Origin of the sequence: Cystobacter fuscus DSM 2262 (genome assembly GCF_000335475.2) — a bacterium.
Classification (GTDB): domain Bacteria; phylum Myxococcota; class Myxococcia; order Myxococcales; family Myxococcaceae; genus Cystobacter; species Cystobacter fuscus.
The window spans coordinates 416121-440679 of record NZ_ANAH02000064.1 but is presented as its reverse complement, the minus strand read 5'-3'; the positions used below and the strand labels follow the sequence as shown (position 1 = coordinate 440679).

The 24559-nt window shown below is 70.8% G+C and carries 12 protein-coding genes; 6 read left to right on the top strand and 6 right to left on the bottom strand.

The genetic code is table 11. The features are described from left to right. Positions 1-34: 34 nt before the first annotated feature. Positions 35-1099, bottom strand: a complete 1065-nt coding sequence (locus D187_RS38995; protein WP_002631547.1) for a fatty acid desaturase — start codon at positions 1097-1099, stop codon at positions 35-37. Positions 1100-1123: 24 nt separating this feature from the next. Continuing rightward, positions 1124-14143 carry a non-ribosomal peptide synthetase gene (locus D187_RS38990; RefSeq protein ID WP_002631545.1) on the bottom strand — a complete coding sequence of 4340 codons (13020 nt, stop codon included), beginning with the start codon at positions 14141-14143 and terminating at the stop codon, positions 1124-1126. A gap of 169 nt (positions 14144-14312) precedes the next feature. On the opposite strand from D187_RS38990, the gene D187_RS38985 reads away from it, so the two are divergent. Together D187_RS38985 and D187_RS38980 are read left to right on the top strand one after the other, a co-directional pair. Further along, on the top strand, positions 14313-15650 hold the full coding sequence (locus tag D187_RS38985; protein WP_155893902.1) for an HAD family hydrolase: 1338 nt from the start codon (positions 14313-14315) through the stop codon (positions 15648-15650). Positions 15651-15840: 190 nt separating this feature from the next. Next, entirely contained in the window at positions 15841-16677 is an 837-nt protein-coding gene (locus D187_RS38980; protein ID WP_002631541.1) for a GNAT family N-acetyltransferase, read from the top strand. A gap of 85 nt (positions 16678-16762) precedes the next feature. On the opposite strand, the gene D187_RS38975 is transcribed toward D187_RS38980, so the two are convergent. From D187_RS38975 to D187_RS38965, 3 genes are all read right to left on the bottom strand, one after another. Further along, positions 16763-17794 carry an LLM class flavin-dependent oxidoreductase gene (locus D187_RS38975; protein WP_043433705.1) on the bottom strand — a complete coding sequence of 344 codons (1032 nt, stop codon included), beginning with the start codon at positions 17792-17794 and terminating at the stop codon, positions 16763-16765. 6 nt (positions 17795-17800) lie between these two features. Further along, positions 17801-18835, bottom strand: a complete 1035-nt coding sequence (locus D187_RS38970; protein WP_043433704.1) for a lysylphosphatidylglycerol synthase transmembrane domain-containing protein — start codon at positions 18833-18835, stop codon at positions 17801-17803. 112 nt (positions 18836-18947) lie between these two features. Continuing rightward, the gene (locus tag D187_RS38965) at positions 18948-19157 is read right to left on the bottom strand and encodes a DNA gyrase inhibitor YacG (RefSeq protein WP_043433887.1); all 210 of its coding nucleotides are present in this window, start codon (positions 19155-19157) and stop codon (positions 18948-18950) included. Between the two features lie 61 nt (positions 19158-19218). On the opposite strand from D187_RS38965, the gene D187_RS38960 reads away from it, so the two are divergent. The 3 genes from D187_RS38960 to D187_RS53260 all read left to right on the top strand — a co-directional run bounded on the left by D187_RS38960 (position 19219) and on the right by D187_RS53260 (position 22365). Then, on the top strand, positions 19219-20205 hold the full coding sequence (locus D187_RS38960) for a magnesium transporter (protein WP_002631534.1): 987 nt from the start codon (positions 19219-19221) through the stop codon (positions 20203-20205). Positions 20206-20230: 25 nt separating this feature from the next. Next, entirely contained in the window at positions 20231-21220 is a 990-nt protein-coding gene (locus D187_RS38955) for an NAD(P)H-quinone oxidoreductase (RefSeq protein ID WP_002631532.1), read from the top strand. 128 nt (positions 21221-21348) lie between these two features. After that, a complete protein-coding gene (locus D187_RS53260) occupies positions 21349-22365 on the top strand; it encodes an aquaporin (protein WP_245591933.1) in 1017 nt (338 codons plus the stop codon). Here D187_RS53260 and dusA read toward each other — a convergent pair. Then, positions 22255-23388, bottom strand: a complete 1134-nt coding sequence (gene dusA, locus D187_RS38945) for a tRNA dihydrouridine(20/20a) synthase DusA (protein WP_020918572.1) — start codon at positions 23386-23388, stop codon at positions 22255-22257. The two genes, D187_RS53260 and dusA, sit on opposite strands and share 111 nt — an antisense overlap. Before the next feature lie 129 nt (positions 23389-23517). Here dusA and D187_RS38940 point away from each other — a divergent pair, with 129 nt between their 5' ends. Continuing rightward, positions 23518-24555, top strand: a complete 1038-nt coding sequence (locus D187_RS38940) for an agmatinase family protein (protein WP_002631528.1) — start codon at positions 23518-23520, stop codon at positions 24553-24555. The last annotated feature ends 4 nt before the right edge of the window (positions 24556-24559 follow it).

The following is a 24559-nucleotide window of genomic DNA, read 5'->3' as shown; positions in this document are numbered from 1 at the left end:
GGCACTCCCTGAAGACAGTCCGGGGGGGTGAGGCTCAGCCGGCGTGGGCCGTGATGGAGACAGAGGCGGGCCGCGAGCCCGGAGTCGACTCCGCATGGGCGATGGCCATGGGGCAACGTCCCCGCCAGCAGTCGACGATCGCGTGCTTCCCGAAGAAGTAGCCGTCACAATGGTGGCTCGACGCGTACCACGGCAGGTTCATGCAGTAGGCGTGAGCCCGAGGCAGGGCATGGAAGGGAATGCGCGGATCCAGGTGGTGGAGCAGGTGATAGCCATTGTTGCGCGGGTGGAAGAAGAGCTTTCCCAGCCCCGAGCGGGGCGAGTTCCGGCTGAAGCCCTTGAGCGAGCCCGGACGCAGGCCGACGTGGTCGGTGATCTCCCGGAACGTGGTGATGAAGTGGAAGACCGTGGCCCTGGCCGCCAGCCACAGGCCCAGGAACCCCGCGGCGCCCCACGGACCCGACACCAGGGCGAGCACCCCCAGCACCACGGCCCACCACGCGCCAATCACCGCCCGCTCCTTCCAGGAGATGCGCGGCAGGTGCCCCACCACGGAGCCCTTCCACGTCGGCCAGGAGAACACGTTGATCGCGAGGATCCTCGGCCAGGACATCTGATGGAACTCGTCCCGGTGGATGTAGTCCGGATCATCCTGGAGCGAGCCCAGGTGGCGGTGATGGGTGCGGTGGCTGTCCCGGTACAGGCCCGTGGCGTTGAAGAGCGGCGGCGCCAGGAAGAAGCGAACCCAGAAGTCGTTCTTGCCGCTCTCGTCGGCCAGGCTCCAGTGGCCGCCATCGTGGAGGAGGTTGCCGAGCGAGCGTTGCCGGTTGCCGATGATCAGCACCGCCAGCGGCGCCAGCCAGGGTGACACGTACAGGCACGCCGCCCAGACCGCGAAGACGAGCGCCCAGTCCACCAGGATGGCCTGCGCCGTCTGGACCGAGGAGCGGGCCTCGAACTGCTTCAGCCCCGAGAGCATGTCCTGCGTCGCGAGCGCGGCGCGGAACTCGGACAGGTCCGCGGTGACGCCCGCTTGATAGGGACAATCGCGCCGTTCGGCGACGGGGGTCGGATCGAAGAATGCTGGAAGTGTTTCCATGGGATTCAACCTCGGGAAAAAGAGCTACTCCGTCCCTTCGCGCTCGGCCTCTTCCATCTCGCGCAGCCGCCGCTCGACTTCCTCGTCCGAGAGCTGGGAGATCTCCTCTCCCAACTCGGCCTCCAACCTCGCCGCTTCCCGCGCGAGCAACTCGTCGATGAGCACTCCCAGCCCGGCCACGGTCGGTGTCTGGAAGGCATCACGCAGTTGGATGGGAACATCGAACCGGGCACGCAACCGGGCGAGCAACTGCGTCGCCAGGAGTGAATGACCGCCCAGCTCGAAGAAGTTGTCGTGGATGCCCACCGACGGCACACCCAGCACCGAGGCGAACATCTCCCCGAGCACTTCCTCGGTGAGCGTGCGAGGCGACACCGGTCCCGTCTGGGTCTTCACCTCGCGCACGGGCGCGGGCAGGGCCGCGCGATCCACCTTGCCGTTGGCCGTCAGGGGCAGCGCCTCCAGGACGCTGAACCAAGCCGGCACCATGTAGTGGGGCAGCTTCGTGGCCAGGAAGGACTTCAACTCCTCCCCGGACAGGGACTGCCCGGACCTGGGCGTGACGTACGCCACGAGCTGCCGTCCACCGGGCAGATCCTCGCGCGTCGTCACGGCGGCGGCGGCCACGGCGGGATGCCGCTCGAGCGTGGACTGGATCTCCTCCAGCTCGATGCGGAAGCCGCGGATCTTCACCTGCTGATCCGCGCGGCCGAGGAAGTCCAGGTTGCCGTCCGGCAGGTACCGGGCCAGGTCTCCCGTGCGGTACAGGCGCGCGCCGGGCAGGCCGCTGAACGGATCCGGTCCGAAGCGCTCGGCGGTGAGGTCGGGCCGGCCCAGGTAGCCCCGGGCCACTCCCGCGCCGCCGATGTACAGCTCGCCCACCACGCCCACGGGGACGGGCCGCAGATGCGCATCCAGCACGTACAGCCGCGTGTCGAGGATGGGTCTGCCAATGGGGATCGCGCCCGTGGACGGATGGTGGGCGGGAACCTCGAAGGTGCAGCAGCCGACGACGGTCTCGGTCGGCCCGTACTCGTTGATGAGCCGGGTGGCGGGTGCATGCTCGCGCCAGAACTGGAGCCCCTCGGCGACCAGGGCCTCGCCTCCGATGACGAGGGTGCGTGCCCTGCCCGCCTCCTCGGGCGTCAGCTCGTGCCGCAGCAGCTCCAGGTGGGCCGGGGTCAACTTCACCAGGCTGAAGGGCTCGCCTTCCCGCAGTGCCCGCAGCAGCCCGTCCACTTCCTGGCCCGCGGGGATGAGCACCACCCTTCGCCCCGCGAGCAGCGGCGCGAAGAGGCTGGTCACGGTGAGATCGAACCCGATGGGCGAGTGGACCGGAGCCCCCGCGCCACTGCCGGGGCCGTAGGCCTCGGCGCACCACGCGAGGTAGTTGGCCAGGCCTCCATGCGTCACCATCACGCCCTTGGGCGCACCGGTGGAGCCCGAGGTGTAGAGGACATAGGCCAGGTTCTCCGGAGAGACGCCACTGGCGACGGGGCGCTCCTCCACTCCCGACGGCGGCGTCTCGGAATCGACGAGAACGACGGACACCGGATGCTCGGCGAGCGCTCCGCCCAGGGCCGTCGACGTGAGCGCGACGGACACCGAGGCCTGTTGGAGCAGGAAGGCCAGCCGCTCGCGGGGGAGGCTCGGATCGAGTGGCAGATAGGCGCCGCCCGCCTTGAGCACGGCGAGCAGGGCGATCACCAGCTCGTTCGAGCGCTCCAGGAAGAGCCCCACGCGGGCATCCGGACCCACGCCCCGCTCGCGCAGCGCGCGGGCCAGCCGGTTCGCGCGCGACTCCAGCTCCCGGTAGGTGAGCCGGGACGCGCCACACTCCACGGCCACCGCCTCCGGCGTGCGCGCCACCTGGGCCTCGAACAGCTCGTGGGCCAGGGGTTGCGGTCCCCGTCTGGCGGGGCCGGAGCTGAACTCGGTGAGGAGCTGGCGCTGCTCGTCCGGGGACAGCAACGGCAGCCGGGACAAGGGCCGCTCGGGCTGGACCAGGGCCTCGGAGAGCAGGGACGAGAAGTGCCCGTGCATCCGCCGGATGGTGGCGGCGTCGAACAGGTCCGTGCGGTACTCCCACGAGGCGAGGAAGCGCCCGTCCTCCTCTTCCAGGAAGAGGGTGAGATCGAACTTCGCCGTGGCGCTGTCGGTGGCCAGCGGGGTGAGCGTGAGCCCATTCACCGAGAGCTCGGGGAGGGGCGCGTTCTGCACCACCAGCATCACCTGGAAGAAGGGCGTGCGCCCCAGGTCCCGGCTCGGCTGGAGCGCCTCCACGAGGAACTCGAAGGGGATGTCCTGGTGGGCATAGGCGCCCAGCGTGGCCTCGCGCGTGCGGGCCAGCAGCGCGCGGAACGCCGGATCGCCGGACAGGTCGGTGCGCAGCGCCAGCGTGTTGACGAAGAAGCCCACCAGTGGCTCCACCTCGGCCCGGTGACGGTTGGCGATCGGCGTGCCGATGACGACGTCCGTCTGTCCCGAGTAGCGGTGGAGCAGCGCGCCGAAGGCCGACAGCAGGACCATGAAGGGCGTGACGCCCTCGTCACGGGCCAGGGCGTGGATGGCCCGGGTCTGCTCCGCCGTCAGCGTCAGCCGCTCCGTGGCGCCCTGGGCACTCGCGAGGGCCGGGCGGGGCTTGGAGGTGGGGAGCTGAAGCACCGGCGGCGCTCCGGAGAGCTGGGTGCGCCAGTAGGACAACTGCCGCTCCAGCACCTCGCCCTGGAGGAGCTGGCGCTGCCAGGCCGCGTAGTCCGCGTACTGGACGGGCAGCGCGGGCAGCGCGGGCTGCTCGCCGAGCGCATGGGCCATGTACGCCCCACCCAGCTCGCGCACCAGCACGCCCATGGACCAGCCATCCGCGATGATGTGGTGCAGCGTCAGCAGGAGGACGTGCTCCTGCTCCTCCATCGCGACGAGGCAGGCGCGCAGCAGCGGCCCCCCCGACAGGTCGAAGGAACGCCGTGCCTCCTCGGCCAGCACGCGCGTCAGGGACTCCTCGCGCGCGCTGTCCGCCACGCCGCGCAGATCCACCCGGTCCAGGTGGACGCCGGGCGTGGGCAAGAGCCGCAATGCCGGCTTGCCCTCCTCGGTCGGGAACACCGTGCGCAGGGTCTCGTGGCGCTGGACGAGCGTCTCGAACGCCCGCTGCAGGGCCGCGATGTCCAGCGCTCCGCGCAGCCGCAGCGCCAGGGGGATGTTGTAGGCGGCGCTTCCCGGCTCGAGCTGATCGAGGAACCACAGCCGCTGCTGGGCGAAGGAGAGCGGTGCCTTCTGCGTCTCCTCGCGAGGCCGGATCACTCCCACCTCCGGCGTCCCCGGCCGCAGGAGCAGCTGGATGCGCTCGCTCAAGCCCGCGATGGTGGGGGCCTCGAAAAGCGTGCGCAGGGGCAATTCCACGCGCAGCGCCTCGCGCAGCCGCGACACCACCTGCGTGGCCTTGAGCGAGTGACCGCCCACCTCGAAGAAGCTGTCCTCGACGCCCACCTGGGGCAGGCCGAGCACCTCGGCCCAGATGCGAGCCACCACCTCCTCGGTGGCGTTGCGCGGGGCGATGAGGGGCCGCTCCAGTGTCTCGCGCTCCAGCACCGGCGCTGGCAGCTTGCTCCGGTCCGCCTTGCCGTTGGGCGACAGCGGCATCGCCTCCAGGAAGACGAAGGAGGACGGGATGAGGTAGTCGGGCAGCGAGCGCCCGAGGAAGCGGCGCAGCTCTCCCACCGAGGGCTGGGTGGCGCCCACGCGGAGCACCAGGTACGCCACCAACCGGGCCTCTCCGGTGTCCATGCGCGGGACGACCACCTTGTCCCGGATGTCCGGGTGGGCCTCCAGCGCGGCCTCCACCTCCGCGGGCTCGATGCGGAAGCCGCGAATCTTCACCTGATGATCCGCGCGCCCGAGGAACTCGATGGCTCCATCCGGGCGGTACCGGGCGAGATCTCCCGTGCGGTACATGCGTCCGCCCGGCCGCGGCGCGTGGGGATCCGGCAGGAAGCGCTCGGCGGTCAACTCGGGCCGGCGGTAGTAGCCGCGCGCCAGGTTGTCACCGCGCAGGTAGAGCTCGCCCATGAGGCCGGGGGGGACGAGGTTCAAGCGCTCGTCGAGGATGAGCGCCTGCATGTTGGTGAGTGCCCGGCCGATGGGGACATGGCGCGCGCCGGGCTCGGGCAGACAGAGGTGCACCGTGCCCCAGATGGTGAACTCCGTGGGGCCGTACTCGTTGAAGAGGACGGCCTGGGGCACCACGCGGTGGTGGCGCTCCACGAGCGCGGGGGGCAGTGCCTCGCCCGCCACGATGACCAGTTCGAGCGTCGCGAGCTGCCGCGGATCCGCCACGTCCAGCACCGCGCTGTAGAGCGAGGGCGTGAAGCTCAGGTGGCTGATGCGGTGGTGCTCGATGAGGCGGGGGATCTCCAGCGCGTTCTCGCGCAGGGCCTCGGGGGGGAGCACCAGCGCGCCGCCCGTCTGCAACGTCCAGTAGATGCCGCAGCCGGCCGCGTCGAACGAGAAGGGCGCCAGCAGCAGGTAGGCCTTGGGGTTGCTCGGCAGCGCGAAGTAGCGGGCGAAGGTGGAGTTGGCGATGTTGCGGTGGGTGACCTGCACGCCCTTGGGCCGCCCCGTGGAGCCCGACGTGTAGATGACGTAGGCGGGCCAATCCAGGTCGATCGTGAGCGGCGGCAGCGGCGCCACGTCATCCAGCAGGCCGGGCTCGTCCAGGCACACCGTCTCTCCCGCGTGCGGGGGGAGCCGCTCCACGAGCTTGCGCTGGGTGAGGATGACCGGCGAGCGCGCGTCACCGATCATGTAGGCGATGCGATCGGCCGGGTAGGACGGATCGATGGGCACGTAGGCGCCACCGGACTTGAGCACGCCGAACGTGCCGATCATCGACTCCAGGGAGCGGTCGAAGAACAGCCCCACGGTGGTCTCGGGGCCGATGCCCCGGGCCCGGAGGAACGCGGCGAGCCGGTCCGAGCGATCCTTGAGCCCGGCGTAATCCAGGCTCTGCTCCTCGAACACCACGGCCGGGGCGTTGGGCGTCTTGGTGGCCCAGTCGTCGATGCGCGCGAAGACGGTCTCTTCCGGCATGGGCCGCTGCGTGCGGTTCCACGCCTCGAGCCGCTCCTGGGCCTGGCCACGCACCCACCGCAGTTGAGCGGGCGTCGCGGCCGGCTGCTCGGCGATGGTCTCCAACAACTCGACGAAGCGATGGAGCATCAGCTCCACCCAGGGCTGGTTCACCGCGGTGAGATCCGCCACCAGGAGGAAGCGCAGCTCCGGTTGCGGGAAGACATAGAGCACCAGCGGGTAGTCGAGCTGGGCCTCGAAGTCCGAGGGCAGCAGCTTCAGCCCGCCCAGCCCGCGCTCGAGGAACTGATCCAGCGGGTAGTCCTCGAAGACGATCACCGTCTCGTAGAGATCGTAGAGCGCGCTGACGCGGGGCACCTCGCTCCAGGAGCGCACCATGGCGAGCGGGGTGAACTCGAAGCGCCGGACCTCTTCCTGCTGCCGCTGGAAGGACTGCAACAGCTCGGAGACGGGCTGCGAGGGTGAGACGCGCACCCGGCGCGGCAGCGTGTTCATGAAGCAGCCGACGATGGACTCGACGCCCTCCAGGGCCGGAGGACGGCCGGAGGTGGTGCTCCCGAAGACGATGTCCCGCTGCCCCGAGTAGCGCGACAGCAACAGCGCCCAGGCGCCCTGCACCAGCGTGCTCAACGTGACGCGGTGCTGACGCGCCACCTCGCGCAAGCGGGTCTGGAGCCCGGCGTCCACCCGGGCCTCGGTCCTGCCCACGGCACCCGTGCCGGCGTGCACCTGGGCCCCCCCCTGCATCAACCGGACGGGGGTGGTGAAGCCCTGGAGCTGCTGGCGCCAGAACGCCTCCGCGGCCTGGAGGTCCTGCTGCTTCTGCCAGGCGAGGTAGTCGCGGTACGGACGGGGCGAGTCCAGCGCCACCGGCCGTCCGGCGGCGAGCGCCGTGTAGAGGACGTCCAGCTCACGGACGACCACCGGGAGCGAGTACCCATCGATGATGAGGTGGTGGTGGCTCCACACCACCTCCCACTCGGAGTCCGAGCGGCGGATGAGGAACAGCCGCATCAGGGGCGGGCGGCTCAGCTCGTAGCCCCGCGTGCGGTCCGCCTCCAGCAGCGCCTGGAGGGACTGCCGCGCCTGCTCGGGCGACTGAGCGCGCCAGTCGAGCCGCTCGATGGGCAGCGCCACGCCGCCGTGGACGACCTGCACCGGATGCGGCAGGCCCTGCCAGTGCACCGTGGCGCGCAGGCTCGGGTGCCGCTCGAAGATGGTGCGCCACGCCTGCTCGAACGCCTCCACGTTCAGCGCGCCGACCACGCGGAACACGGACTGCTCCACGGTGACCGCCGAGTCGGGCGAATAGAGGTGGTGGAAGAGCATGCTCTCCTGCACCGGAGAGAGCGGATAGACGTCCTCGAAGCCCTCGCGGCTCGCTGCGAGCGTCTGGAGCGTCGCGGCCGGCAGCCCCGCGAGCGGGAAGTCCGCGGGATCGATCAGCCGGGACGAAGCCGAGAGCGCCGCCTCCACCAGGGACTCGAGCTCGGAGAGCAACTGCCCGGAGAGGCGGACCAGGGTCTCGCGGTGATGGACGTCGAGCGAGAAGCCCCAGGTGAGCCGGAGCTGTCCCGCCTGCACGGCGCAGTCCAGGGTGAGCGGGTGGGAGCGCGCCGACGTCGGGCTTCGTGGCGAGCCGAGCCGGGCCTCAAGGGGCGTGAACAGCTCCGAGCCTCGCGCATCCAGATCGAGCTGCCCCAGGTAGTTGAAGAGCAGGGACGCTCCACGGCTCCCCTCCCCCACGGTACCGTTCGCGCGCAGCGGGCCGTAACCCCGCCCGCGCTCCGGCACGGCGCGCATGGCCGCCTTGACGTGGGCGAGCAGCTCCAGCGGCTCCTGGACGGGCCCGTCCAGACGGAACGGGAACACGGAGGTGAACCAACCCACCGTGCGCGAGAGATCGATGGACTCACCCACCGGTTCGCGTCCGTGGCCTTCCACGTCCACCACCACCGATGGATGACCGCTCCAGCGCGTGAGCACCCGGGTGAGCGCCGCCAGCAGCACGTCCTGCACGGAGAGCCGGTGACGGGCGGGCACCGCCTGCACGAGCCGCTGGGTGAGCTCGGGGCTCACGTTCACCGTCAGCTCCTCGGCGGAGGACTCGACGTTGGGCCCCGCTCCATCCCGGGGTAGCTCCAGCGTCGCGCCCCGCCACCGCTCGCGCCAGTAGGCCGCCTGGGACTGGACGGACTCCTCGCGCGCATGTGCCTCGAGCGCGCGGCTCCACCGTTGGTAGGACGCCGTGGGCGACGGCAGGTCCACGGACTGGCCCGCCTGGAGCTGACGGTAGGCCAGCGCCAGATCATCCAGGAGGATGCGCCAGGAGACGGCATCGACGATCAGGTGGTGGATGGCGATGAACAGCTCGCGGCCCGCGAGCGCGGCGCCACAGAGCGGACCCCGCGACAGCTCCAACGACGACCGCACGGCCCGAGCCGTCTTCTCGGAGACCTCCGCCTCCTCGGCGTCGAACCACGCCAGCGTGCGAGCCGGCGCGGGCGCATGGAACTGGCGCCCCCCTTCCCCGCTCCGCTCGAACCGGAGCCGGAAGGCGTCGTGCGCGCCCACCACGGCCTCGAGCGCGCGTCGCAGCACGGAGGGATCGACCTGGGGTGACAGACCCAGCAGCACCTCCTGGTTCCAGTGGTGGGGCTCGCGGGTCTCCAGGGCGAAGAAGTCCCGCTGGATGGGCGTGAGCGGCACCTCGCCCTCGGGACGAGGCTCGGTGGCCGGGACAGCCAGCGGCACCGCCACTTCGGCCAGCCGGGCGATGGTCTGGTGCTGGAAGATCTGCGCGGTGGTGAGCCCGAGGCCCACCTGCCGCATCCGGCTGATGAGCTGGATGGCGAGCAGCGACTCTCCGCCGAGATCGAAGAAGTTGTCATCGATCCCCACCTCCTCCACCCGCAGGACGGACTTCCACACCTCGACGAGCGACCGCTCGACGGGGGTGCGCGGGGGAGAGACGGACTTGCGCTCCGTGCGCTCCGGGGCGGGCAGGGAGCGGTGGTCCACCTTGCCATTCGGGAGCTTCGGCAGCGCGGAGAGCACGCCGAAGGCGGAGGGAACCAGGTAGCCGGGGAGCTTGCGCGCCAGCGACTCCTGGAGCCGAGCCAACGAGAAGGTCTCGGGAGCGGCCGGAACGAGGTAGGCCACCAGCCGCGCCGGGCCTCCATCCTGTCGCGCCACCACCACCCACTCGCGCAGCGAGGGCTCCGTGGCGAGCGCGGCCTCCACCTCGGCGGGCTCGATGCGGAAGCCACGCACCTTGACCTGCTGATCCGCGCGGCCCACGAATTCGAGCGTCCCATCGGCGCGGGTGCGCGCCAGGTCGCCCGTGCGGTACATGCGCGCGCCCTCTTCACGTGCGTGCGGATCCGGGAGGAACGACTCGGCGGTGAGATCGGGCCGGCCGAGATAGCCCCGCGCGAGGCCGCTCCCCGAGAGGTAGAGCTCCCCCAGGACGCCGGGAGGAACGAGGTTGAGTTCCCGGTCGAGCACCCGGGCCTCGACGTTGTCGAGCGGTCCACCGATGGGCAGGCCCGTGCCCACGAGCGGAGCGCGGTGCTCATGGGTGGTGGCGGTGACGGCGCTCTCGGTCGGGCCATAGGCGTTGATGAGCCGGACGCCACTCAAGCCCAGCGAGTCCCAGGCCCGCACCCGGTCCGCGCGAACCGCTTCGCTGCCCACCACCACGAGCCGGACGGCATCGGGCCAGGGCAGGCGCTCCTCCACGAGCGCGGTGACCAACTCATGCCAGTAGGAGGCCGGCAGGTTGAGCACGGTCACCCCCTGGGCGCGCACGAAGTCCAGGAACGCGCGCACATCGCCCACGTCGTCCGGACGCACGACGATCGCCGCGCCGCCGAGCAACGTGGGGAAGATCTCCTCCACGGCGACATCGAACGACACCGAGGCGAAGTGCAGCACGCGATCCGTGGGAGAGAGCGCATACAGCCGGCGGACGGCCTCCGCGTGGTTGTGCATCGCCTCGCACGAGACCATGACGCCCTTGGGCCGCCCGGTGGAGCCCGACGTGTAGCTCACATAGGCCAGGTGTTCCGGAGCCGGGGACACATGGGACGCCGCGGTGCTCGAGCCACCCAGGACGACGACGAGCGACTCGTCGACGGGAAGGCGAACGGCGTCGGGCGCATCCAGCGCGCCCACGTGGGCTCCGGAGGAGATGATGACCCGGAGGTCCGCGCTCCTCACGATGTCGCGCAGCCGCTCGGCGGGGTGAGCGGGGTCCAGCGCCACGAAGGCGGCACCCGCCTCCAGCGTGGCGAGCGCGGCGGAGATGAACTCCGCGGAGCGCGGCAGGAGCAGACCCACCCGCTGGTCGGGGCCCACGCCCTGGGCGGAGAGCTGGGCGGCCAGGCGCGAGACACTGGCGCGCAGTCCCTGGCGCGTGAGCACCCGGGCGCTGGAGAGCACCGCGGGCGCCTCGGGCGATTCATCCGCCTGGGCGGCGATGCGCTGCACCAGGGACCCGGCGGGAAGCTCGCGCGGGGCGCCCCGGCTCGCGCGCAGCAGGCGCTCGCGCTGCTCGTTGCGCAGCAGGGGCAGGGCCATCACGGGATCACCCGGCGTGCGCCCCGCGGCCTCCACGAGCGTGGCGAAGCCCTGCAACAGACGATCGACGGTGTCGGCGCTGAAGAGGGCGGTGTCGTACTCCATCACGAGCGAGAGCCCATCGGGCCGCTCCGTGGCCGCCAGGGTCAGCTCGAACTGCGCCGCGCTCTGCGGGAGCGCGAACGGGGTGAGCACGAGCGGACCGAAGGCAATGGGCTGGCCCTGGCCCGTGCCGTGCGCGAGCGCGGTGAGCCCTTCCTCCTCGCGCTGGGGAGCGCGCTGGAGATCGAACATCACCTGGAAGATGGGAGAGCGGCCCGCGGTGCGCGGCAGCTCCAGCTTCGCGGGGAGGAGCGAGAAGGGGTAATCACCCTCGGAGAGCGCGGAGGCCACGGTGGACTTCAGCCCCTGGAGCAGCTCGAAGAACGTCATTCCCTCCGAGAAGCGGGTGCGCATCGGCAGGGAGTTGATGAAGTAGCCCACCACGCGCGACGTCCATTCGCGCCCGCGGCCCGCGAAGGGCGAGCCCACCACGATGTCGTCCTGGCCGCTGTGGCGGTGGAGCAGCAACTGGAAGCACGCGAGCAGCGCCGTGTAGAGCGTGGTGCCAGTGGCCTCGGCGAGGGTGCGGATGGCCTTGGCCACGCGCGGAGACAGCAGCAACGTGCGGGAGTCTCCGGCGAAGGCGGGCGCCTCGGGACGAGGGAAGTCCGTCGGCAGCTCGAGCACCGGCAGGGGGCCGCGCAGGGCCTCCTTCCAGGACGAGAAGCTCGCCTCCCCTTCCCCGGACGCCAGCCACTGACGCTGCCACGCGAGGTGGTCCACGTAGCGGTGCGTGACGGCGAGCAGGCGCGGCTCACGGCCCTCGACCCGGGCGGTGTAGAGCGTGCGCAGCTCGTCGAACACGAGCCCCAGGGACCAGAAGTCGCAGACGATGTGGTGCACGTTGAGCACCAGCAGGGCCTGCTCGTCCCCCAGGGAGAACAGCTTCGCGCGGAGCAGCGGACCGGCCTCGAGGTCGAACGGCTCGGCGGCCCAGGTGCTCGCGCGGCGACGAAGCTCCGCGTCGGCGAGTCCCCGCGCCTGTTCCTGCTCGAGCTGGAAGCGGCCGTGCGGCTGGATCACCCGGCGAGGCGAGCCGTCCACCGCCGGGAAGACGGTGCGCAGCGCCTCATGGCGCGCGATCACCTCCACGAAGGCCCGCTCGAGCGCCTCCGCCTTGACCCCTCCGGAGATCCGCACCGCGCGGCTCACGTGGTAGGCGGTGCTCCGGGGCGAGAGCCGCTGCAGGAACCAGAGCGCCCGCTCACCCTCGGAGAGAAGGACCTCGTCCTCGGGCCTGGCGCGGACGGCCTGGGTCGCGCGGGCCGAGACGATCTCCGCGGCCAGGGCGGAGAGGCTCGGCGCCACCAGGTAGCGCGCCAGGGGAAGCGCCACCCCCAACTCCTGCTCCACGTCGTGCGCCAGGTTGACGGTGCCGAGCGAGTCGATCCCGAAGCTGGCCAGCGGGGACGCCGCGGAGGCACCGGGCGGCATCCGGCCCCCGGCCCGCATGCGCTCGAGCAGCCAGCGGGTGACCTCCGCCGCGTCGAGGACCCGGCGAGGGGCCTCGGCCTCCTCGGCGGGAGGAGCGGCGGCCGGCGCGAGCGTGCCCATGCGCCCCACCTCTTCCAGCGTCGCGGTGAGGTAGCCCTCCTTGCACGCGCGGCGCTGCACCTTGCCGCTCGACGTCTTGGGCAGGGCCCCGGGCGCGAGCAGCACCACGTCGTGGAGCTGGAGCTCGTGCGCCTCGGAGACGGCGCGAAGCACCTCGGGGTAGAGGGATTCGGGCGAGCTGTCGGGCCGCACCTCGGCCGCGACCACCAACCGCTCTTCGCCGCCCACCTCCACGGGAAACGCCGCGCAGCAGCCACCGCGAATGGCCGGGTGGCAGACCTCCACCGTGCGCTCGATGTCCTGCGGGTAGTGGTTGCGCCCGCGGATGATGATCAGATCCTTGAGCCGCCCGGTGACGACCAGCTCCGGTCCCGACAGGAAGCCCAGGTCCCCGGTCCGCAGGAAGGGCCCTTCGCCGCTCGTCAGGGTGGCACCGAAGGTCGCCCGCGACTCCTCGGGCCGTTGCCAGTACCCCTGGGCCACGCTCGGACCCGACACCCAGATCTCCCCCACCCGCTCGGGAGGGCACACGGCGCGCGTCTCGGGATCCACGATGAGCAGACGCTGCTCTCGCGGCGAGGTGCCACAGCCCACCAGCGTCGTCACCGGAGTGCCCTCGGTGGAGGGCCGCACCTCGTTGCGCCGCAGGGCCTCGGCATCGAGCGGCAGGAGCACGGGGGGCTGGCCGCGCTGGGCGCCCGTGATGAACAGGGTTCCCTCGGCCAGACCGTAGCAGGGGAAGAAGGACTCGCGCCGGAAGCCGCTCGGCGCGAACGCCTCGACGAAGGCCTCGAGCGTGCGCGGCCGGATCGGCTCCGCGCCGGAGAAGGCCACCTCCCACGCGCGCAAGTCCAGGCGGGAGCGCTCCTCGGGCGTGGATTTACGGACGCAGAGATCGTAGGCGAAGTTCGGGCCGCCGCTGATGGAGGCCTGGGTGCGCGAGATGGCCTCCAACCAGCGCAGGGGCCGCTCGAGGAACGCCAGCGGGGACATGAGCGTGGCGGGGAAGCCACCGAAGAGCGGCTGCATGAGCCCACCGATGAGTCCCATGTCGTGGTACGGCGGCAGCCAGATGACGAGCCGGGAAGCGGGCCCCGTGCCGAACGCGCGGGAGGTGACCTCCAGGTTGTGCAGCAGGTTGCCGTGGGTCAGCACCACGCCCTTGGGCGCGGAGGTGGAGCCGGAGGTGTACTGGAGGAACGCCACGCTCTCGCGCCCCACCTCGGGGGCCTTCCAGCCCAGCGCATCCCGCTCCGAGACGTCATCCACCGCGAGCCAGGTGGCCCGGGCGAAGACGGATCCGGGCTCGGCCATGCCCATGAGCCCCTCCTTCATCTCCAGGATGGGGGTGGTGGTGAGCACCACCGTCGTGCGCGCGTCCTCCGCGACGGCTTGCAACCGGGGGAGCGTCCGCTCCAGCCGCATGGGGTTGGGGGGGTAGGCGGGAACCGCGGCCACGCGCGCATAGAGGCAGCCGAAGAAGGCCGCGATGTAATCGAGCCCGGGCTCGCACAGCAGGAGGGCACGATCTCCAGGCGCCGCCACCTGGGCGAGCCGGACCGCCACGGCACGCGCACGCGCCGCGAGCTGCGCGTACGTGAAGACCCGCGAATCCTGCTCACCGTCGAGGAGAAACGTGTACAGCGGAGCGTCCGGATGGGCCGCGGCGCGGCGCTCCAGGAGCTCCACCAGGGAGGCACCAACCTGGGCTGAAACCATGGGCTGCTGTCTACAGAGGAGGGCTGACTTTGCCCAGCCCTGCTCTCGGAGCTGTCACGATTTACCAGGTTGACGCGTCGCGTCCGCCAAGCCGGCGAGCGGACGAGTTGCACGGCATGCCGAGGTGGCCCTGATTGATGTGACTCGGGTGGGATTCGACAATGCGCCCATGCCGACTCCCCGCTCCGTTCCCATGTCCGGGCCGCTCTCCCTTCTCGTCCTGGCCGGCTGTCTCGCCAGCGCGCCCCTCGCGTGCACGGGCCCGCAGGGTCCCGAAGGGCCCACGGGTCCCAAGGGCGCTGACGGCCCTGTCACGCCCCGGCGGCTGCTGGATGACAAGCTCGGACGCTGGCTGCCGGACAACCGCGAGCGGCTCAACGCGCTGATTCGGGACGTGGGGATCGCCAGCCCGACGTTCGACCCCAGGAACCGCCCCGTGGCCGTGTTCGACTGGGACAACACCCTGGTGAAGAACGACCTCGGGGACGCCACCTTCTTCTGGATGCTCCGGCACGACAAGGTGCTCCAACCCGCGGGCAAGGACTGGAGCACCACCAGCCGTCACCTGACCGCGGAGGCCCGGGCGGCCCTCACCTCCGCGTGTGATCCGGCCGGCGAGCCGGGGCAACCCCTGCGCACGAGCGAACACGCCGCGTGCGCCGACGAGCTCGTCAGCATCTACTCCAGCGGCAAGACGCGCGCGGCCCAGGCGGCCTGGGACAAGCAGCTCACCCTCACCCTCAATACCTCCTACGCCTGGGTGGCCCAGCTCCAGGCGGGCCACACCCCCGAGGAGGTTCGCGGCTTCGCCCGGTCCGCCTACGCGGAGAACGCATTCAATCCCGTCGGCACCACGCAGACGGTGGGGAGCGTCACGGGGCTCGCCTACCACGTGCGGGTGTACGAGGAGATGGTGGACCTCGTGGAGACGATGCAGGACAACGGCTTCGACGTCTGGGTGCTCACCGCCTCGCCCCAGTTCGTCATCGACGCCGTCTCCGAGCAGCTCATCGGCGTCAAGCCCAACCGGGTGGTGGGCATCCGCTCGGTGACGGACGCCCAGGGCCAGCTGACGGCGCACCTGCAGGGCTGCGGGCCCATGGCCGATGGCGAGGACACCCTCATCACCTACGACCAGGGCAAGCGCTGCTGGATCAACAAGGTCATCTACCACCAGCCCGCGGAGCAGCAGCTCGCGCGTCAGCCGGACGAGCACCAGCGCCAGGTCTTCGCGGCGGGAGACTCGGACACGGACCTGGCCTTCCTGCAGGACGCGACGCGGCTCAAGCTCGTCCTCAACCGCAACAAGGTCCAGCTCATGTGCAACGCCTACGCGAACGCCCGGGGCACGTGGCTCGTGCAACCCATGTTCGTGCGGCCCGCCGCCCAGGCCGCCAACCCGTACCCCTGCACCACCGCGGTGGACGCGGCCGGCCAGCCCCTCGTCGACGAGGACGGCCACCGCTTCACCGAGGACTTCGAGGATCGCGTCTTCCTGTTGCCTTGAGCCGCGTTGAACCCACCTGGGTGCTGGAGCTGTCGCGGAGCGAGGGCTACGCGGCCTTCACGCTCGACAGGGTCGCCGCGCGCGAAGGTGGGAAAGCAGACCATCTACCGTTGGTGGTCCTCGAAGGGAGCGCTGATCGTCACGACAGAGAGCGTGGCCGGTGCACATTGTAGGAGGCAGGGAGCACCCCATGCCCACGCAACCCATTGTCGAAAGCAAGCAGCAAGCCGAGCGCCATGCACTGCACGAGTCCCACGAGCAGCTCTACAAGGCGTGGAGCCATCATGCTCGGCACTGCCCTCACGGCGAGGTAATCGAGCGGCCGGAGGTGTTGATTGCCTCGGCGAACGTGCAGTGGTTCGTGTTCAATACGGCCTTCCTGCCGGCCCCCGCCTGCTCGGAGCAAGAGTTGGAGGAGGCCGTCGCGGCGGCAACCGACTACTTCACGCGACAGGGGCGGAGGTGGATGCTGGTGCTGAGCGAGGACCGGCTGGCCGGAGCGCTGCGGCCGAGGGCCCGGCAGGTGCTCGATGGGCTCGGCCTATCGCCGATGTTCTCGCTCACGGGCATGGTGGCCGAACGGCTAGCTCCGGCGCGGAGGCCACCTCCGGAGTTGGAAGTCCGTGAGATGGCGGACGCGGAGGAGCGCCAGCACCTGAGCGATCTCAATGCGATCAGCCATGAGGTTCCGCTGGCGTGGGGAAGAGAGCTGCTTGGGTGGGAGGGGCTGTATGAGGGCAATGGGCGAGGCTACGTAGGGTACTGCCAGGGTGAGGCGGTCTCGGGCGCGGCGGTGTTCGCGTTGGAGGGCGTGAGCTACGTGGCGGTGGTGGCCACACGGCCGGAGTACCGGCGGCGGGGTTTCGCCGAGGCGGTGCTCCGCCACGGTCTGGCCGAGGCCAGGCGCAGCTGGGGCCTGGAGCGCACCGTGCTGCATGCCTCGGAGGTCGGCTATCAGCTCTACCTGCACTTGGGCTACCGCCCGGTGGCGCGCTTCCAGTTCTATCTCGCCGCGACCCAGGCTTGAGAAGCACCACGTGCTCGACGAGAAGCTGGACGTGGAAGTCATCCACGGCCGCGGAGCCGTGCGCTGGGAGAGGCCCGCGAGGACCTCAGCCGAGCATGTCCCGCACGAGGGGAACGACCTCGCGGCCATACAGCTCGATGCAGCGCATGAGCTTGTCGTGCGGCAGCGGGCCCGCGCTGTACTTCAGGTCGAAGCGAGACAGGCCGAGGGCCTTGGCCGTCGCGGCGATCTTGCGCGCGACGGTCTCGGGCGAGCCGAGGTAGAGCGAGCCCTGCTCGACCTCCCGCTCGAACTCCGCCGCGCTCATCGGGGGCCAGCCGCGCTCGGCGCCAATCCGATCGCGCATCCGCTTGTAGTGCGGCCAGAACTCCTCGCGCGCCGCCGCGTCCGTCCTGGCCACATAGCCGGGTGAATGGACGCCGATCGGCTGGGCGGGGCGCTCGAGCTGTCCGAAGGCACGGTGGTAGAGCTCGACATAGGGCCTGAAGCGCACGGGGTCGCCGCCGATGATGGCCAGCATCATGGGCAGGTCATAGTGAGCCGCGCGCACCACCGACTCCGGACTTCCACCCACGCCGATCCAGGTCTTGAGCGAGCCGGTCTCGATCCTCGGGAACACGCGTTGCCCCTGGAGGGCGGCGCGCGTCGTGCCCCGCCACGTCACGGCTTCCTCGCGCAGCAGCGCCGCGAAGAGGTCGAGCTTCTCCTCGAACAGCGTCTCGTACTGGCGCAGCTCGTAGCCGAAGAGAGGAAAGGACTCGGTGAAGGAGCCGCGCCCGAGGATCACCTCGGCACGCCCCTTGGCCAGGGCATCGAGCGTGGAGAAGCGCTGGAACACGCGCACGGGATCGTCCGAGCTCAGCACCGTCACGGCCGAGCCGAGGTGGATGCGGTTCGTGCGCGTGGCGATCCCCGCGAGCACGACCTCGGGCGCGGAGACGGCGAAGTCGGCCCGGTGGTGCTCACCCACGCCGAAGAAGTCGAGGCCGAGCTCGTCGGCGAGGACGGCCTGCGCCACGACGTCGCGGATGACCTGGGCCTGCGAGAGCGGCTCGCCGTCGGGGCCAAGGGTGACATCCCCGAAGGTGTCCAATCCAAGTTCCAGAGGTCTTGCCATGCGAGCTCAGGCCGAGGGCAGCGAGGAGGCCTGTTGCTCCTTGTTCAGCTTGCCGGCGATGTCCTTGAAGGACTGGTGGCCCGCGTTCATCAGCAGGAGTCCGAAGCCCACCTGCTGCAGCGTCTGGCACAGCCACAGCACGTTCGCGTACGCCAGCCCGCTGCTGTTGACCACCGAGGCGGGGAGGAACAGCGACAGGCCCACCTTGATGGCGGCATGGAAGGTGCCGAGCATGCCGGGTGCGGCGGGAATCATGATGCCCACCACCAGCACGCAGTTGAGCACGTAGGCCTGGAACAGCGTCAGGCTCAGGGCGCCGAACGCGCGCGACAGCACGGCCATGCCCGCGCCGTTGAGTCCCCAGTAGAGGAGCGTGTAGAGGAAGAAGCCCACCATCTGGCGAGGCCCGGGCAACTGCCGCATGGCGCCCACGAACGTGTCCACCACGTCCGCCACCTTGTCCGCGAGGGCCGGAACCACCCGGCCCACCGTCGAGCGCACCAGCCGCACCGCGCGCTCCTGGTGCCACAGCGCGAACAGCAGGAAGACGAGCAATCCGCCGAACCCCGCGAACATCAGGTTGGCACCCAGCTTCACGTAGCGCATCCCCGGCACGTTCGTCGGCACGAAGAAGAGCAGCAGGCGCATCATCACGGCCACGAACATGCCGTCCGTGATGCGCTCGAGCACCACCGAGGTCATCGCCGCGCTGCGCCGGATGGAGCTGCGCTGGGCGATGAGCAGGGGCCGGGCGAACTCACCCAATCGGAAGGGCAGCACCAGCAGCATCATGAAGCCGATGCCCGACGCCTCGTTCAGCTTGCCAAAGGGCACCCGCTCCATCCCCGACAACAGGCAGCCCCAGCGCAAGGTGCGCGCCACGTGGATGAGCGTCAGGATGCCGAAGTACGGCACCACCCACGCGTAGTTGGCCGACTTCAGGACGGACAGCTGTGACTCCCAGTCCGCATCCTGGAACGCCCACCAGAAGAAGAGCAGGGTCACGATCAGACTGGCGACGAGTTTCACGGCACGTTTCACGCCCGCCCATATACCGCCCCCCTCGCCCGGACTCCAGGGGTTCCCCGTCTATTCCCCTGCCAGGAGACCAGGGCCCCGGCCACGGGGCACCCTACGGTCCCGCCGGCAACGCTCAAGCGTCTCCTGGCGTCCGGTCCGGGTGCTGCTCCGTCGGCAGCTCGTCTTCCTGCTCGTCCACCTGACGATCCGGGACCCGGTACTCCTCGCCGAGCCAGCGCCCCAGGTCCACCATGCGGCAGCGCTTGGAGCAGAACGGGAACGCCGGGTTCTCGGCACGCGGAGCGACCGGCTTCTTGCAGATGGAACACTCTCGAACATTCATGGCCACGGCGTACTCATAAGCCTTGGTGTCGCCCACGGCCAGCGCGTTTAGAGTCCCGCGCGTGGACGCCCCCGGTGAAGCGCACTTCCTCCTGCAAGGTGACCGGCTCTCCCGCGACTTCGTCTCGGTGGGCGTCGAGGACACCGTCGCCCAGGCGCTGGAGAAGATGCGCGCGGCGCCCGGCAGCAACGAGATCTTCTACTGCTACGCGTGCGATCCCTCGGGCCGCCTGGTGGGCGTGGTGCCCATCCGCAAGCTCATCCGCGCGGCGCCCGACGAGCGCATCGCCTCGCTCATGTTCACCCGCGTGGTGAAGCTGCCGGTGGACGCGCCGGACTCGCTGGTGGAGGACTTCTTCGTCACCTACCGCTTCCTGGCCTTCCCGGTGGTGGACGCCGAGGGCCGCATCGTCGGCGTGGTGGAGGTGGGCAACTTCGTCGACGCCTTCTCCGACACCCTCTTCGACGAGGTGGAGGGCCGCGTGCGCGACGAGGTGTTCCGCTTCGTCGGTCTACCGGAGAACGAGCTGGTGCAGACGCACCCGGTGCGCATGGCCCTGCGGCGCTTTCCCTGGCTGCTCGTCAACATCGGCGGCGGCTTCCTCGCGGCCACCGTGTCGCGGCTCTTCGAGCAGACGGTGGAGCGGCTCGTCGTGGTGGCCGCCTTCATCCCCATGGTGCTCGTGCTCTCCGAGAGCCTGGGCGTGCAGACCACCGCCGTGTCCGCGTCGATGATCGCCAACCAGCGCGTGGACGTGCCCCAGGTGCGCCGCGAGGTGCTCGGCACGAGCCTCGCCGGGATGATGGCCGCCGGGGTGGTGGCCCTGCTGGGCAGCCTCTACTCCCCGCACCTCGCCTTCCCCTTCGTGCTCTTCATCGCCATCACCCTCTCCACCTCGCTCGCCGCGGGGCTGGGCGCCCTGCTGCCCTTCGCCTTCCAGCGCTTCCGGGTGGATCCGCACCTGGCCTCGGCCCCGCTGGTGCTCGCCATTTCCGACAACATCACCCTGCTCACGTACTTCACCCTCGTCACCCGCCTGCTCGGCTAGAGGCGCGCTCCCGGAGAACCCTTCCATGCAGGTCCTTCGCATCACCCGTCCTGGCGGCCCCGAGGTGCTCGAGTTCGAGGAGCGCCCCGCGCCCACCCCCATCGGCTCGGAGCTGCTCGTGCGCGTGCGCGCCACGGCGCTCAACCGCGCCGATCTGCTTCAAATCCACGGCAGGTACGCCGCGCCGCCGGGAGTCCCCGCGGACGTGGCGGGCCTGGAGTACGCGGGCGAGGTGTTGGCCGTGGGCCCGGCGGTGCGCCGCTTCCAGGTGGGCGACCGGGTGATGGGGCTGGTGGGCGGCGGGGCCTTCTCCGAGCAGCTCGTCACCCACGAGCGCGAGGCCATGCACGTGCCCACTCCGCTCGACTTCACCCAGGCCGCGGCGCTGCCCGAGGCGTACCTCACCGCCTTCGACGCGCTCGTGCTCCAGGGCGGCCTGCGCATGGGCGAGTCCGTGCTCATCCACGCGGTGGCCAGTGGCGTGGGCTCGGCGGCGGCGCAGATCTGCCGCGCCATGGGGGCGCGGGCGCTCGGCACGGGGCGCAACGCCCAGAAGCTCGCGCGGGCCACCGAGTGGGGCGTGGAGAAGACGGTGCTGTGTGACACCCAGCCCCCGCGCTTCGCGGACGCCGTGAAGGAGGCCACGGGCGGGCGCGGCGTGGACCTGGCGCTGGACCTGGTGGGCGGGGACTACCTGCCAGAGACACTGCGCGCCATGGCCCTCCAGGGACGGGTGCTGCTGGTGGGACTCGTGGCGGGCCGGCAGGCGGAAGTGGATCTGGATGTCGTCCTCGCCCGCCGGCTGCACATCACCGGCACGGTGCTGCGCAGCCGCCAGCCCGAGGAGAAGATGGCCCTCGTCCAGGCCGCCGAGCGCAGCCTCCTGCCCCTTTTCCACTCGAGGGCGCTCACCCCCGTGGTGGACGCCATCTACCCCATGAAGCAGGCGCGCGAGGCCATCACCCGCATGGCGCGCAACGAGACGGTGGGCAAGCTCGTGCTGCGGTGGGAGTGAACAGACGCGCACGTCCCGCTTTGATCCCTCCCGGAGCGTGACATACCGTCCGAGGCCTCCCCCCTTGAGCGGAGAGCCATGCCATGGTCTCAGCGAAACCGGCCCTCGCGACCCCCACCGAGGAACACGTGAACAGACCCCGCCGCCTCGTGGTCGAGGCATTGGGCTGTGGACTGCTGGTGTTGGCGCTGGAGGGGGCCCACCATGGCGCCGAGCACCTGGGCATGAGCGCCCTGGCGGGCCGGCTCTTCATGGCGCTGGCGGCGGGCGCGGTGCTCGCGTGCCTCACGCTGGTGTTGCGGCCCTTCTCGGGCGCCCACTTCAATCCCGCCCTCACCTTCGCCGACGCGCTGGAGGATGGCACCCCCTGGAAGGACGTCCCCCTCTACGTGTTCGCCCAGTTCTCGGGAGGACTGGCGGGCCGGTTGATCGCCCACCGCATGTGCGGCGAGCCCCTGCTGCTCACCGCCCTCGCGCCCGCGGCCACCTCGGCGCGCTTCCTCACGGAGCTCGTCTGCACCTTCGGGCTGCTCGTCGTGGTGCGCGGGTGCGCGCGCAACCGCCCCTCGACCACGCCCTTCGCGGTGGCCGCCTACGTGGCCGCCACCGTGTGGTTCACCGACTCGCGCTCCCTGGCCAACCCCGCCCTCGTCCTCGCGCGCGCGGCGAGCAGCCAGACGAGCGCCGTGCACCCGCTGGACGTGGAGACCCTCGTCGTCTCCCAATTGCTGGGCGCGGCGCTCGCGGTCTGCCTCTTCCGCTGGCTCCAGCGGCCCACCCGCGCCTCGCCGCCGGGACCCTGGACGATCCTCTGTCTGTCTCCCCAGGAGGGCGTCGCCGAGCTCGCGGCCTCCCTGCTCAACGGGCTCGCGGCCCCGGCGCGCGTGCAGGCCATCGCCTCGCCTTCCGACGAAGGGTCCGTGGGGGCCCAGGCCTGCGCGCGGCAGGCGATCCTCGTGCTGCGGCTCATTCCGGCGGGGGCCTCGCGGGACGCGGCCCTCCTCGGAGAAGTCTGGCAACTGTCCCCGATCGAGCTACGCGCGGTGCTGCGCGGACGGCTCCAGCGCTTCCTGCGCGAGCGTGGCTGGTTGCGCCTGTACGCCGTCGGAGATCCCTTCGCTCCGGGGCCCGGGGACAGCCGCTGACGGGGGCGGCGTGGCGGGCGCGTCCAGGACGTGGGCCGGCACCTGCGCGAGCGCATCGCGCAGCACCTCCAGGCCCGCCCCGGGCTTGTTGGCGCGCTCGCTCAGCACCCGCCGCCAGCCCCGCGCTCCCGGCAGCCCCGCGAACAGCCCCAGGATGTGGCGCGTGACGCGCGACAGGTACTCGCCCCGCGCGAGCAGCTCCTCCACATAGGGCTGGAGCGACTCGACCACCTGGCGCCGCGTGGGCGCGGGAGCCGTCTCGCCGAAGATGACCGAGTCCGCCAGGGCGAGCATGTAGGGGTTCTGGTACGCCTCGCGGCCGATCATCACCCCATCCGCCCACTCCAGGTGTGCCCGGGCCTCCGCCAGGGACTTCACGCCCCCGTTGAGGGAGAGGGTCAGGTGGGGGAAGTCCGTCTTGAGCTGGCGCACCCACTCGTAGCGCAGCGGGGGAATCTCCCGGTTCTCCTTGGGGCTGAGACCCTGGAGGAAGGCCTTGCGCGCGTGCACGATGAAGGTGTCGCACCCCGCCCCGCTCACCGTGCGCACGAAGTGGGTCAGCAGCTCGTACGAGTCGAGGTCATCGATGCCCAGCCGGTGCTTGACGGTGACGGGCAACCGGGTCGCGCCGCGCATGGCCTCGACACAGCGGGCCACGAGGTCCGGCTTCGCCATGAGGCACGCGCCGAACATCCCGTTCTGCACGCGATCCGAGGGGCAGCCGACGTTGAGGTTCACCTCGTCATAGCCCCACTGCTCGGCGATGCGCACACACTCGGCGAGCTGGGCCGGATCGCTGCCGCCGAGCTGCAACGCCAGCGGGTGCTCCTCCTGGGAGAAGTCCAGGTGCCGGGGCTTGTCGCCGTACAGGATGGCGCCCGTGGTGACCATCTCGGTGTACAGCCGCGTGCGCTTGGAGATGAGGCGCAGGAAGTAGCGGTCATGCCGGTCGGTCCAATCCATCATCGGCGCGACGGAGAGTCGGTGGCTCGGAAGGGTGGACGCGGGCGGGCGGGCGGTCATCCCACCATCCATGCCGGGCTTCGGGCGTCCATGCAAGGCCGCACGGGGCCTGGCGGCCCCTTGGGCGGGCGAAGAGGCCCCACGGGACCGTTGCGCTGGCCACCCAGCCCCTTATCCTCCGCCGCCACCATGCCCGCCGCCTTCGATCCCAGCGCCGCCGCTCCCCAGGACTCCGGCATCTTCGGCCTCCCCCACACGCCCGAGGAGGCCCACGTCGTCCTCATCCCCGTGCCCTTCGAGGCCACCACCAGCTATGGCGGGGGCACCTCGGACGGTCCCTCGGCCGTGCTCCAGGCCAGCCGGCAGGTGGACCTGTTCGACGTGGACACCGGCCGTCCCTACGAGCGGGGCATCGCCCTGCTGCCCGAGCCCGAGCAGTGGCGTGCGTGGAACACCCGCGCCAAGGAGCGCGCCGTGCCCATCATCGAGGCGGGTGGCATCGACGCCTCCCAGCCCGAGCTCATGGCCGCCTCCAAGGAGGTCAACGGCCTGTGCGAGCAGCTCCACGAGGCGGTGTACCAGACGGCGAAGGAGTGGCTCGACAAGGGCAAGCGGGTGGGCGCCGTGGGTGGGGACCACTCCATCTCCTACGGCATCATCCGGGCGCACGCGGAGAAGTATCCCGGCCTGGGCGTGCTGCACCTGGACGCGCACGCGGACCTGCGCGACGCGTACGAGGGCTTCGCCTGGTCGCACGCGTCCATCATGCACAACGTGGCCGAGCGCATTCCCGGGGTGAAGAGCCTCGTGCAGGTGGCCATCCGGGACATGAGCGAGGACGAGCACCGCTACATCGAGGCCTCGGGTGGCCGCGTGAAGGCCTTCTTCGACACGGAGCTCCAGCGCAAGCGCTTCGATGGCATTCCGTGGAACCGCCAGGTGGATGAGATCGTCCAGCAGCTCCCCCAGCAGGTGTACCTGTCCTTCGACATCGACGGGCTGGATCCCACGCTGTGCCCGCACACGGGGACGCCGGTGCCGGGCGGACTGTCCTTCCCCGAGGCGGTGGCGCTCATCTCCGGGGTGGTGCGCTCGGGGCGGACCATCGTCGGGTTCGACCTCACCGAGGTCGCCCCGGATCCCGAGGGCGGCGAGTGGGACGGCAACGTGGGCGCCCGGCTGCTCTACAAGATGATCGGCTGGATGCTGAAGTCCGAGCGGCCGTAGCGGA